11 protein-coding genes are annotated in these 11,677 nt (G+C 69.3%); 5 read left to right on the forward strand and 6 right to left on the reverse strand.

Annotation, left to right across the window (positions count from 1 at the left end; all coding sequences use genetic code 11):
• The first annotated feature begins 3 nt into the window (after positions 1-3).
• On the forward strand, positions 4-732 hold the full coding sequence (locus O7627_RS30430; RefSeq protein WP_278096886.1) for a hypothetical protein: 729 nt from the start codon (positions 4-6) through the stop codon (positions 730-732).
• Here O7627_RS30430 and O7627_RS30435 read toward each other — a convergent pair.
• From O7627_RS30435 to O7627_RS30445, 3 genes are all read right to left on the reverse strand, one after another.
• A complete protein-coding gene (locus tag O7627_RS30435; protein ID WP_278096887.1) occupies positions 729-1,178 on the reverse strand; it encodes a hypothetical protein in 450 nt (149 codons plus the stop codon). The two genes, O7627_RS30430 and O7627_RS30435, sit on opposite strands and share 4 nt — an antisense overlap.
• Positions 1,179-1,364: 186 nt before the next feature.
• Positions 1,365-1,604, reverse strand: a complete 240-nt coding sequence (locus tag O7627_RS30440; protein WP_278096888.1) for a winged helix-turn-helix domain-containing protein — start codon at positions 1,602-1,604, stop codon at positions 1,365-1,367.
• 5 nt (positions 1,605-1,609) lie between these two features.
• Positions 1,610-1,828 (reverse strand): winged helix-turn-helix domain-containing protein, encoded by a 219-nt coding sequence (locus O7627_RS30445; protein ID WP_278096889.1) that lies wholly within the window; start codon positions 1,826-1,828, stop codon positions 1,610-1,612.
• Positions 1,829-2,285: 457 nt separating this feature from the next.
• Here O7627_RS30445 and O7627_RS30450 point away from each other — a divergent pair, with 457 nt between their 5' ends.
• Positions 2,286-4,298, forward strand: coding sequence for a hypothetical protein (locus tag O7627_RS30450; RefSeq protein ID WP_278096890.1), 2,013 nt, complete (start codon positions 2,286-2,288; stop codon positions 4,296-4,298).
• 153 nt (positions 4,299-4,451) lie between these two features.
• Here O7627_RS30450 and O7627_RS30455 read toward each other — a convergent pair whose 3' ends face one another.
• The 3 genes from O7627_RS30455 to O7627_RS30465 form a co-directional block, all read right to left on the reverse strand.
• On the reverse strand, positions 4,452-4,910 hold the full coding sequence (locus tag O7627_RS30455; RefSeq protein ID WP_278096891.1) for a PIN domain-containing protein: 459 nt from the start codon (positions 4,908-4,910) through the stop codon (positions 4,452-4,454).
• Between the two features lie 42 nt (positions 4,911-4,952).
• Positions 4,953-5,441 carry a helix-turn-helix domain-containing protein gene (locus O7627_RS30460; protein ID WP_278096892.1) on the reverse strand — a complete coding sequence of 163 codons (489 nt, stop codon included), beginning with the start codon at positions 5,439-5,441 and terminating at the stop codon, positions 4,953-4,955.
• A gap of 99 nt (positions 5,442-5,540) precedes the next feature.
• Positions 5,541-7,880, reverse strand: coding sequence for a S1 family peptidase (locus O7627_RS30465; RefSeq protein WP_278096893.1), 2,340 nt, complete (start codon positions 7,878-7,880; stop codon positions 5,541-5,543).
• A gap of 390 nt (positions 7,881-8,270) precedes the next feature.
• On the opposite strand from O7627_RS30465, the gene O7627_RS30470 reads away from it, so the two are divergent.
• Genes O7627_RS30470 through O7627_RS30480 form a run of 3 tightly spaced genes read left to right on the forward strand, consistent with a single transcriptional unit; the run spans position 8,271 to position 11,661 of the window.
• Positions 8,271-10,067, forward strand: a complete 1,797-nt coding sequence (locus O7627_RS30470) for a hypothetical protein (protein ID WP_278096894.1) — start codon at positions 8,271-8,273, stop codon at positions 10,065-10,067.
• Positions 10,068-10,086: 19 nt separating this feature from the next.
• Positions 10,087-10,470 carry a hypothetical protein gene (locus tag O7627_RS30475; protein WP_278096895.1) on the forward strand — a complete coding sequence of 128 codons (384 nt, stop codon included), beginning with the start codon at positions 10,087-10,089 and terminating at the stop codon, positions 10,468-10,470.
• Positions 10,471-10,518: 48 nt separating this feature from the next.
• Positions 10,519-11,661, forward strand: a complete 1,143-nt coding sequence (locus O7627_RS30480; RefSeq protein ID WP_278096896.1) for a hypothetical protein — start codon at positions 10,519-10,521, stop codon at positions 11,659-11,661.
• The last annotated feature ends 16 nt before the right edge of the window (positions 11,662-11,677 follow it).

The following is an 11,677-nucleotide window of genomic DNA, read 5'->3' on the forward strand; positions in this document are numbered from 1 at the left end:
GAAGTGAATCTCGATCCCATCATTTTGTTCGGAATGGTTACATTCATCGCATTCGCCCCGTTGATCCTGGCAATGCAGCTGACCAGACTCGCCCATAGCTCATACCGCAACCGACTATGGCTGGTTCGCGACCGGCTCGCCGACGACATAAGGACCGGAGGAGTTTCACGAAGCACCGCCGCCGAAACCATTTACCACCTTCTAGAGAAGCAGATACAAGTTGCAGGTAGGCATACGCTAAAGGACACCATCCTCGCGATCGCCATCTTTGAGGTTGACGGAGAAACGTCAATCTTCCGCGAGATATATGCAGAAATTCCTCCGGCCGATGTCGAGAAGCTTGCCCTATATCTTCAAGAGATTCGAGCGGCGACGGTTAGCCACTTGAGGTGGGGATCCGTGCTGGGATGGTTTGCGGTACCTGGCTTCAAGATGTTGAAGCGGGTGCTCCGACTCTGGCTACGACTGCGACACACTCCAATTCCGGCGCAGAGAGTCACTGGCCAGAGCATCGCTATAGCTCGAGAGGACGAGCCCGACACCGTTGAGATGAAGGGCATGGATACAGTGGTGGCCGGCAATACGGTTATTCGAGGCCTACAGGAGCGAACGTTCTTACGCGCAGGAGAAATGACACAGAAACTCGAGCGAGCAGAGGTGGAGATCATGCCAGATGCGGCGCCGAATCGCCACGTCCGAAACGTAAAGGAACAAGAGATGGCAGGATGTTAATGAGGGCTTGAACTCTTCTTTCCAACCAACTCTGCGCGCATCACTTGGAGGACGGCGGCTTTGTAAGCAACAATCTCATCCCTGTCGCTCTGTAGCCCGTTTCGCACAAGTGTCGAGAGGTAAGCTTCTGCAATATCAAACACAGCATCGGGGCCGAGAATCGACACTTCAGCCAAGGCGGCAGTTGCTCCCGATCGGGCATCTTTGTATGCTGTGATGCTCACTTCGGTCGGTTCAGGTAACGACGACTCCGCTCGCAGCCTCGCCGCACAATCTTCCATCTGCTGTGTGTACTTCAGAAACGCGCCATAGGCGGTCCGCCGGTCGGTATTCAGTGCTCTTTCCTCCTGGATCCGAAATTGCTTATGTGCCAGCCAGACAGTCGCTGATATGCCAACGGTCCCGACAGCACCCGTCACAATCGGTCCGATCCATTCATTCGCCACAGGTCCACACCTTCTATTCTGCAACGCAGAGCGCATCAGATCGCCCACCCGTCACGTCGATGCACATCCTCGGCGACTGTCCGCATCATCGCTACGAGCTCCAGTACCTTCGACGCCACGACGACGTCCGCCCTCCGATCCTAGGCGGACCAACTTCAGACCAGCCATTGGATCCGATGATCCCCGCTATGGTTTGCGGAGCCAGGTGCCCGGGTCGGTCACGAAAATGCCCTTGCCCTGGTGACGGTCGATCACTTCGAGGGCTTCGAGGCGGACGAAGACGAGTCGGATCGTCGAAGGACTGACGTGGTAATTCTTGCAGAGCTGGTCTATCGACGGGAGCTTGTCTCCCGCCTTCAGCCGACGACTTCTGGCGTCGTCCATGATCGCGTTCGCGATCCGGAGGTAGTCCGGGATTGCCGGCAAGGCAGTTACCGGCGCTCAGCAACGTAGACGCCGACTCCTTCGAGGGTCTCGGTCAGGCCGGTGGCGCGAAGGATCATCATCGCCTTGCCGACCACGGTGTCCGAGACCCCGTACTCCTTGCAGAGTTGAGAGCGGCTGGGCAGCTTCGTCCCAGCCGGCCACTCGCCCGACTCGATCTTCCGCCGCAGTTCGTCTGCGAGCACCTGGTACTGCTGCTTGGGCATACACGCTCCCCGGATGGCATGCCCATGAGATCACGTCGAGACCTCCAATCTCAACCAGTTGCAGGTATCGCCTTGACCTACAATCGCCACCGGTTGTAGGTTCCAAGCGAACGCTCCCGGATGGCTCTTGGGGCGCTCACCCCCGGTCGGGGCGGGCTTGGTGTTTGCGTAGGTCCGGATGGTCCGCCCCGGCCGACCACGTGCGGCTCTGTGGTCGTACCGCTGAAGTGATGGCTGCGGTCGCAGGGCGGGTGGCCCGACCCTGCTCTCCCCCTATCCGGGGTCGGGCCGCCCTTCCAACGGCTCATGGCACGACCCGGCCGGATCCCGTGACCCCGAAGGGTGGTACCCCGCGTGCGTCGACTGTTTCACCTGATCTTTCCCCGCTGCCGGCGTGGCCGGCGGCCGGTCCGGCGGATGCCGAACGAGGGCGCCTACTACGACCGGAGGCGCCGGCATGGCTGACGCGTACACGGTGATCTGCGGTTGGTGTGCCGGGCTGACCTGGCGGCAGCGCACCTGCGACTGCCGGGACGGGCAGCTCGCCGCCGTCACCGGCCGACCCGGCACCGCCAAGCCGCTACGTGACCTGCGCGGACCGTGGGTCGGCTGCCGGGACTGCCGGGGCACCGGCATCATCACCGTGCCCTGCCACGACTGTGAGCGGCGCGGCCGGCGACGCGCCCAGGTGGTGCTCACCGTCGGCAACCTCGACACCGGGCAGGTCGCCTCCGCGAACCTCGTGCCCGGATCCCTTGATCTTGCCCCCACCCCGGACGGGCGCTGGTGGCTGCCGCTGCGGCCTATCGTGGCCGACCTCGCCGGCCGGGCCGGGGTCGCCCCCGCCAGCCTCTACGACCCCGACTTTCCCGAGCGACCCGGCGGGCTCGACCGGGACGGCATCACCCTGCCGCCCGACTGGCGGCCCGACCTGCCCGAAGCGCGCCGGCACGAGCTGGAGGGCGCCGCCCTCGCCGAGCAGGCCAGCCTGCGCTGGCTGGTCCTGCTCGGCCACACCACCGCGCCCGGGCCGGCCGACCATCTCAAGCTACTCGGCCGGCTCTGCGCGCTCGCCGACCAGCTCCGCGTCGACCTGGTCGTCGAGGCCCGCCGCGACCCGGTACGCGCCGAGCCGAGCTGGGACATCCGCTACGAGCTGCCCGGCTCGCCCGTGCCGGAGCTGCCGCGACGCCGGCTCCGCGACCTGCTCACGGCCGTCGCCACAGTCAATCCGGTACGCGCGGCAGCCGCCCTCGCCCACGCCGACCCGGCCGCCCCCGCCCACTACTTCGCCTCCGACGATCCAGCGAACCTGCCCCGGTCAGTGGGCGTCAACGGGTACCCGGCCGCGCACGACCTCGACCAGCTCGAACGCCGCATCCTCCGGGACGCGCACGACAGCGTCGGCGGGCAGGCCATCTGGCGGGACCGCACCTGGTGGCACGTCACCCTGCGGTCCGCCCCCGATGTCGCCTCCGCCCCGCACCGGCCGGTGCCGCTGGTGCGCGGCTGGGAACCGCCCGCCCCCGCCTACCAGGGCGACCCGATCCCGTCGTCGGACTGCCCGCACTGCCCGCCGCCGGAGCCGGGCGCCGGCCGGCCACACTGCCCCTACTGCGGCGGCACCCGGATCGTGCGGCACGGCTCCACCCTCACCGTCACCGATCTGCACGCCCGCTGCGTACACGTGAACCTGCGCCCGGACGACGGCGCCGGCGCCGCGGTGGCCGCCAGCTACGGCACGGGCGCCCCGGTGCTCCGGCTCCCCGCGCACCTGCGGCTCGGCGCCCACGCCAGCACTTTCGCGGTACGCCCAGAGGACCTGACCAGCGTCGACGGCGAGCTGGTGCTGGACTGGTTCCTCCGGGAGGGGATCGTGCACCACACCGACCCGGACGCCGACCCGGTCGCGCTGTACCTGGCCCGCGCCACCGCCGGAGTGCCCGGCGCGCGGCTGTTCGTGCGTGCCAACGACTGGGCCGGCCCGTCCCTTGACGACCTCGCCCGACTGGTGCTCGGCCTCGGCCTGGCGCTGGACGTCACCGCCGTCGACCACCGCCTCAACGCCGGCAACCCGCATCTGGTCCAGGGCGTGAGCTGGTCCGTCCGCGTCGTCCACCCGTCCGCCCCGCTCACCGCCGACGAGTTCCCCGTCCACAACGGACTCCCCGAAGCGGTCGCCCACTGCCTCCGCTACCTCGGCGGCGCCCTCCGCTCCACCCTCCCCACCGACCCCACCCACCCCATCCCGGTCCCCGGCGCACCCCCTCCCACCAGCGCACCCACTCCACCGGACGCGCACACTCCCGCCGACGCCGCCACCCCCAACGCCGCCGCCCTGACGATCCGCCTCCGCACCCTCGCCGCCACCCACCCCGGCCGACCTGTCGCCTCCCGCCTCGACCCCACCGGCTCCCGCCTCACAACCCCGCTCGACTCAACAGATCTTGGCAAGAAACGGCCCTCATAGGCCCTCATAGGGGCCATTGGCTCCCAAGATCGGAGCCGGTTGATAGGTCGAGGCGGGCGCTGATGCGGTCGGCGAAGGTTGCGGCGCCGCATTTGCTGAGCCGGTCGAGCACCTCGGGCACGGTTCGCCGTCGGTGCCCCGGGGCACGCCCTGTCATCGCGCTCTGTCGACGGATGATGTCGGCCACCAGATTTGGTTGCAGATCGTACTGATGACAGAGGAACTGGTAGGGATCCTGCGCCTCCAACTCGAACGGCACCAGAGAGAGATCGGAAAGTCGCTCAGATTCCTGGTGACGATCAGATCCGCGCGGCCCACGACGGCAGCCGCGAGCACGTGGCGGTCGCCGTCGTCGTTCGACATGTGGGGAATGATCGACTGGTAGCCCGTCACGCAGGCGCCCTCGAACGCCTCGTTCATTCGGCTGAAGGTGTAGTCAAGCCGATCTGGCCGAATGTCGGGTCGAAGCCGCAGGACCGTCCGGCGCACCTCCGCGAGAATGTCCCCACTCCACAGTGGACGATATAGCCCAGACTCCGCGACGAGGAGAAGCGTGTCTCGAAGCACGTTCGGCACCAGGACGTTCGCGTCAAGAAGGGCGGAGAACGGCACCGGACGAGGATAGGCGGCGATTGCTCACCACGGAAGTTGACCTTAACCGGATGCGGAATCGCGCTCGTCGTACGCGGAACCGGAGAGATCGTAAAGGCCGAGGTCCATTGCCTCGTTGGTCAACTCCTGCAGGATCTCCTGCCGCTCGCCCCTTCTCCGCTCCTGATAGCGCAACAGATCGGCAAGCTTGATGCGACGATGGCTGTTGGGACGCTCGAATGGGATCTTGCCATCGTCGAGCAGCTTCGTCAGCGTTGGACGCGACACCCCCAGCATGTCGGCGGCCTGCTGACTGGTCAGGGTCGTGTGGTGCGGCGCGATGGTGATCGCGTAACCGCTCGCCAATGCCTCAAGCGCCTTGACCAGCACCGCATGCAGCCCGTCCGGCAATTCGATGGCGCTGGAGCCGTCGGCACTCAACAGCTTCGCCCGGGCCTCGGGCACGTCTTGCCCACGCCGTCGGAGCACCTGGAGCAGGTCCACGACGACGCCGGTGTCGGCCGCCTCCGGAAGAATCGTCTGCTCGTCCATGACCCGTTGAGCATCCCCCATGGACACATCCTGTCGACCAACTCGAAAGATTCGCAAGCGATCCGCTATTTTCGTCAGATTCCTTAATTCCGGACAAAATCACAGGGTTGCGGTGCGGGGGCAGCTCCAGTTGCCCTGGCCGCTGTCCCAGCTCATGACCGGGGCGTTGAAGCGGCCGGTGGACTGTGACGCGAAGAGCCAGAGGCCGGTGCGGTAGTCGCCGTAGTCGTAGAGTGCGGCGATGTCCACCACGTGATCGCCGGTGAACTCGCCGGACACGAACCGGGAGGCGCCTGCGTGCCAGTTGCCCGGACCGCTGTCCCAGCCCACCATCGGCGCGGCGAACCGGCCCCGGCCGACCGCCTCGAACACGAACAACCGGGTCAACCCACCCCCGTAATCGTAGAACGCGCCGACGTCGGCGAGCCCGTCGGCGGTGAAGTCCCCGGCCACATACCTGGCCCGGCCGGCGTCCCACGCGTCGTCGCCGCTGTCCCACCGGACCGCCGGCTCGACGAACCGACCGTCGCCGGCCGCCTCGAACACGAACAACCGGGTCAACCCGCCCCCGTAGTCGTAGAACGCGCCGATGTCGATGATCCGGTCGTCGGTGAAGTCGCCCACCACCAGCCGGGAACTCCCCAGCTCCCAGCCACCCTCCCCGCTGTCCCAGCGCTGCACCGGGTCGTGGAAGCCACCGGTCCCGTCCGCCTCGAAGACCAACAACCGGGTACGCGCGTCGCCGTAGTCGTAGAACGCGCCGATGTCGGCGGACCCGTCGCCGGTGAAGTCGCCCGCGACGAACCGGGACCGGGGCAGATCCCAGTTACCCTCCCCGCTCTCCCATCTGACCAGCGGCTCGTAGAACCCGCCGAACCCGTCGGACTCGAACACCAGCAGCCGCGCCAGGCCGCCGCCGTAGTCGTAGAAGACCGCCACGTCGGCGTACTCGTCGCCGTTGAAGTCGCCGGCCACCAGCCGCGACCGGTTCAGGTCCCAGTTGCCCCGACCGCTGTCCCACACCATCTCGGGCGCCCAGAACTCGCCCCCCGGCCGGCCCTGCGTCACCCACAGCTCAACCTGCCCGGCGCCGTTGTCGAGGAACATCACCACGTCGTCGAGGTGGTCCCGGTTGATGTCGACCCGGAGGCTGCCGCGCTCGCTGTCGGCCGGCGACCGGTTCCACCACGGATCCGGGTCCGGCTCCGGCACGGTACGCAACGTGAGGCCGTAGGCGGCCAGGGCCGGGTTCACCGGCTGGAACATCGAATCCCCGCCCTCGGTGCAGTCCCCGCGACCGACGGACGTCAGCCCCTGCGCCTGGTCACCGGCGAGGTAGGGCCCGCCGGAGTCGCCCGGCTCCACGCACGCGGTGGTGAGCGTCAACCCTTCGATGTAGTTACCCGATTTCGTGGTGGTGCTCACGTCCTTGGCCACGACGGTGCCGCACCGCACGCCGGTCTTGAAGCCGCTGCGGCACACCGCCGCCCCCACCGCGGCCTCCTGCGAGCCCGCCACCGCGCCCAGCCCGACCACCTCGGGCAGGTTGTTCCACTTCGGGGTGGTCCGGACCCAGGCGTGGTCGTGGATCGGGAAGGTGACGCCGGCCCACTCGCCGAGTTTGACGCCGAGCGGCGACTTCACCTCCCCTTCCTCGTAGCAGTGCCCGGCGGTGAGGAACCCGCCCTCGACGGCGAACCCGACCGAGCACCGCCCCCGCGAGGACCGGAACGCCTCCCCGCCCCGCAGGTCCTCCACCGTCTGCATCGGCCCGTCCCGGAACTCGACCCGCACGGCCGCCGCGTCGACGCCGGAGTCGACGGCGAACCCGACCGCGTCGGCCCGCCGGCCCGGCTGGGCGTGCACGGTCACGCTGTTGCTGGGCAGATCCACGTACCAGGCGAAGACCGATCCGGGTACGGCCGCCGCGTTGCGGTCCAGCGCCTCCTTCATCTCGTCGAGCTGGGCCGCGCGGTAGCGCACCAACCGCGTCCGGACTCCGGCCCGCTCGACCACCGCACCGTCGCCCGCGCCGGTCACCCCGGCGACCAGGCCCGACCCGTCCGCCGCCACCCACACCCCGGCGAAACCCGCCCCGAGCTTCGCCCGCAACACCGACTCCATCGGGTACGCGGACCCCTCGGTCGCCCGCCGCGCCCGGAGCTGGTCGTCGGTGATCCCCAGGTCCCGCCGCAGCGCCCCGGCCGCCGGCCCGGGCTGCGTCACCGCCGCCGGCCCGGGACGCGTTGCCGTCTCGTGGCCGGTCGACGCGGCCAGGGCTGCCGGCGGCAGGGCTGCTGCGGCCAGGGCTGCCGGCGGCAGGGCTGCTGCCGCCGGGTCCACCGTCAGCCCGGCCGTGCCGGCGGCCAGGCCGAGCAGCGCCGCCGACAGACCGGCAATCAGCCGCGCCCGCCGGCCCGCGTGTCGCCGTACCCCCATCCGGTCCTCCCCACCTCGCACCCGATGAGGCAGCACGCTACATAGGGATCAGCCGATTTCGTGTCGGCTTTGGACCGGGAAACTGTCGCTCAGCCGATGCTCGCGGGACGGCCCGCGCCACCGCGTCCACCGCCCTCGGGCCGCAAGAGGCCACAGGCAACAGGGCGGGAGCGGGTTGCGCGGCAGGTTCCCGGCCACTCCGCGTCGGCCGGCCTGAGCTGGGACGACGGCGACGACGTGTGCCGAGCGGCCCGGTACCCCGTCGGCTTTTCGGTCAGGTTGACCATCCCGGGTGGACCGACGGTGGAACGGATCAAGCGATCCCCGCGACCAATCCGCGAAACCTACTCTTGCCCTCCATTCGCAGCGGCGGACAGGAGTGGCTCCGACATGACAGATCCTGCTGGGTACGGGCAGCGGACGACGCCGTACTTCTACACACCAGCACCGGCCCCGCCACCGCCGTCGTTCAGCACCACCACCCGACTGCTCTGCAGTGCGGCGTACCTTGATCACGGGTTTGCCCGCACGGTCATCGACGAGGTGGTGGAGAACGAGCAGCGGGCGGTCGCCCCGAGCGCCGACTTCGACCTCGAACCGGTGGTCCGGCACTCGTACCGGGCCCGGAAGATGCTCTTCGTCCGCGACCTCGTCCTCACCGGACTGCTGCTCGCCGGCCTGATCCTGGTCCCGTTCGTCACGCTGGCCTGGATCCTCACCGCCGCCGGCATCCTCGCCATGCGCAGGAACGCGACCCTCGGCTCGGGAGCCGCTGCCGGTCTTCGGAGCACCGCGCTCTTCGTCACCGCCCTGATCGTGCTCTGCTGCCTCGGCGCCTTCACCCCGCTGCTGCTGCTGCCGGGCGGCTCGGACACCTCCTCCGCCAGCGACCCCTTCGGCGGACCGTACGGCGGCGATACCGGAGGACTCGGCAGCAGCTTGGAGGAGGCGGCCCTGCAGACCGCGTTCTCGGCGACCGCGCTCGTGTTCCTGCTCGTGATGCTGCCGGTGGCGCTCGCGGCGGGCACCCTCGTCACCAGCGCCGTGCACCGGATCTCCGCGTTCCGGGCGATGCTGTCGTCATTCGGCGCCGCCGTGCCCGGCACCGCCCCGCCGCTGCCGAACGACCGGATCGCCCGCCGGATGGCCTGGGTACGCGCCGCGCAGTACGGCAACGTCACCGTGCACGCCCGCAATCCCCTGCTCGGCGCCGGCAACCCGGTCAGCGGCGCGTCCTGGACGATGGCGCTGACCCTGCGTCCCGACCCGAACGCCACCCACGGCGGTTCCCGGCCGCCCACCGACGTGCACACCCTGGTCGACCCGCAGGAGATCCACCTGCGGCTGCGTGAGCGGGTACTGGCGCTCGCCGACCCGGCGCTGCCGGAGCACCAGCGGGTGCCGGGGGTGCGGATCGCCGACCACGTCGTCGCCGACGGTGAACGCCGCGACGGCGACCCGCTCCTCGACCGGGAACACCGGCCGCACGCGGTCGCCGCACCGGAGGCGATCACGGCGATCATCCGGCACCCGCAGGGTGGGCTCCGCTACTACCAGCGGTTCGTCGTCGGGGTCGACGGCAAGCAGGTGATGGCCGACGACGGGAGCCTGGTCCTGCCGGCGCAGAGCCAGGAGATCGCCATCTCCGCCTTCGTGCACGTCGCGGTCGAGGGTGGCCGCCTCTACGCCGAGTTCATCGGGATGCTGCTCCCGCCGGTCCGGGAGGAGTTCCACGTCGCCGACCGGCTCCGCCCCACGGCGGCCCCCGGGTTCGGCGCGGCGCTGCTGACGGCGGTGAAGAGCTGGCCCGACACGGTGAAGGCGCCGCTGCGGGTGGCCCGCTCGCTGTGGCAGATGGCCACCCTGCAGTCCCGGATGAACCGGGCCCGCACCGACAGCCGGGAGAACCTGATCAACGACTACGGGGCGCGGATCAGCGTCCGGGAACTGGCGAGCGAGGAGCTGCCCCGCAAGTTCCTTCAGGCCCTCGACGCGGAGAAATACCTGCAGCTCGTCGAGAAGGCGGTCTCCGAAGCGCTGCTGGACTATCTCGATGAGCGCCAGATCGACACCTCCGAGTACCGCCGCCGGATGGCCTTCATCCAGAACAACAACACCACCATCTCCGACAGCACCTTCGTCAACAGCGCGGTGGCGGTCGGCGCCAACGCGTCGGCGAGCAAGTGAGCGGAAAGGACGACCGACCGTGGGCGATGACATCCGGATCGAGCACAGCACGTTCGACAATTCGGCGGTGGCCGCCGGCCGGGGCGCGACCGCCCGGCACGGCGGGTCCGGCGGGCCGGACGAGCGGTTCTGGGCCGAACTCGAAAAGCTCCGTCGGGACCTGACGAACCTGCTCGTCCGGTTGGTCGCCCAGCCTCCTACCGCGCAGACGGACGACGCCGTCAGCCACATCTACGCCGTGCAGGGGGAGTTGGCGACCGGTCGGCGGGACCGGCGCGGCGTACTGCGGAATCTCGACCAACTGCTGGCGAGCCTTTCCGCGGCGGTAACGGTGGGGCCGTACGTGGTGCCGGCCGAACAGATCGCGCCGATCCAGGAATTCGTGGCCCGCCATGGCGAATGAACGCACGCGTTGTGCGACTCCTCCGCTACCGAATGCCACAATCAGCTCATGACTGAGAATCCGTTCGGCATCGACCGGGTCAAGGCGGGCGCGGACTTTCTGGAGTGGAACTTCACCATCACGATGAAGACCTCGCCGTGGTCGGTCGAGGAGGGGATGACCCAGCTGCTCGCCCACCAGAGCGCCGAGGGCTTCTCGCCCCGGCTGGAGATCTGCGCCGAGGACGACGCCAAGATCATTCATGAGCTGGGTCGGCGGCCGACTCCGACGGCGGTGGCCGCGCTGCGCGGCTTCCAGGCGATGAGCACCATCGACACCCAACGCGAGCTGGCCCGCATCAACGCCGACCGGCTCGTCCAGCAGGGCCAGCCGGAGCCGCCCTGGGTGGACACCGTCGGCCGGGTCCGGGTGGACGACTGCTGGTGGGCCCACGACGAGTACGGCGAGACCGCCGTCGTGGTCTGCGCGTTCTCCTACGACGGCACCGACGAACACGCCATCTTCGTCATGATCGACCGCGCGCTCGGCGGCGGGATGGTCCGGGAGATCCTGCTCAGCATGAACCCCGACTCGCTGCTGAGCATCGTCCGCAAGGCCGACGGGAGCGAGGACGGACTGGTCAGCGAGCCGCTCGACCCGGCCCTGGCCCGGCGGTTGCTGGAGGACGCGATAAGCACCTCCGACGAGCTGAGCGAGCACAAGGAATACAACCTGCGGCCGGTGCCCGTGCCGTACCGGAAGATGCGGGCGCTGATCCTGGCTCGCGCCCGCGCGCTGAGCGACCGGCCGGCCCCGCCGGAAACCCTGCCCAACAGCGTCGAGATCGAGCTGTTGAAGCAGTCGTTCCTCGCCTCCCCCGCCGCCGCCCGGCTGCCGGCCGGCGAGGCGACCGGCCGGGCGCTCGACCTGCTCATCCACCAGTTCCTCGACGCCGCCGCCTGCCACCCGCTGCAGATCGGCCCGCGCCGGGTCAAGGCGGTCCTCGGCCTGCCGGACCTGCTCGCCGAACTGGACGCCGACCCCGACCTGGCCCGGCTCTTCCCCGACCTCGCGTACGCCTGGGTCGCCTGGACCGCCACCGAGCGCGACCTCTCCCCGGCCGCCACCGACCGGCTCACCGAGGCCGCACGCCAGGCGTGCACCCCGCAGCGCCCGGCCGAGGACGCGGGCCACAACGGCCCGGCGGGATAGGCCGGTCCCCCGGCGA

Origin of the sequence: Solwaraspora sp. WMMD1047, from assembly GCF_029626155.1 — a bacterium.
Taxonomy (GTDB): Bacteria; Actinomycetota; Actinomycetes; order Mycobacteriales; family Micromonosporaceae; genus WMMD1047.

What these genes read in the sequence shown, in the direction of transcription:
- O7627_RS30445 (WP_278096889.1), bottom strand. Translation starts at nt 1,828, where the DNA reads ATGCCCAAGCAGCAGTACCAGGTGCTCGCAGACGAACTGCGGCGGAAG.
- O7627_RS30450 (WP_278096890.1), top strand. Translation starts at nt 2,286, where the DNA reads ATGGCTGACGCGTACACGGTGATCTGCGGTTGGTGTGCCGGGCTGACC.
- O7627_RS30460 (WP_278096892.1), bottom strand. Translation starts at nt 5,441, where the DNA reads ATGGACGAGCAGACGATTCTTCCGGAGGCGGCCGACACCGGCGTCGTC.
- O7627_RS30465 (WP_278096893.1), bottom strand. Translation starts at nt 7,880, where the DNA reads ATGGGGGTACGGCGACACGCGGGCCGGCGGGCGCGGCTGATTGCCGGT.
- O7627_RS30470 (WP_278096894.1), top strand. Translation starts at nt 8,271, where the DNA reads ATGACAGATCCTGCTGGGTACGGGCAGCGGACGACGCCGTACTTCTAC.
- O7627_RS30480 (WP_278096896.1), top strand. Translation starts at nt 10,519, where the DNA reads ATGACTGAGAATCCGTTCGGCATCGACCGGGTCAAGGCGGGCGCGGAC.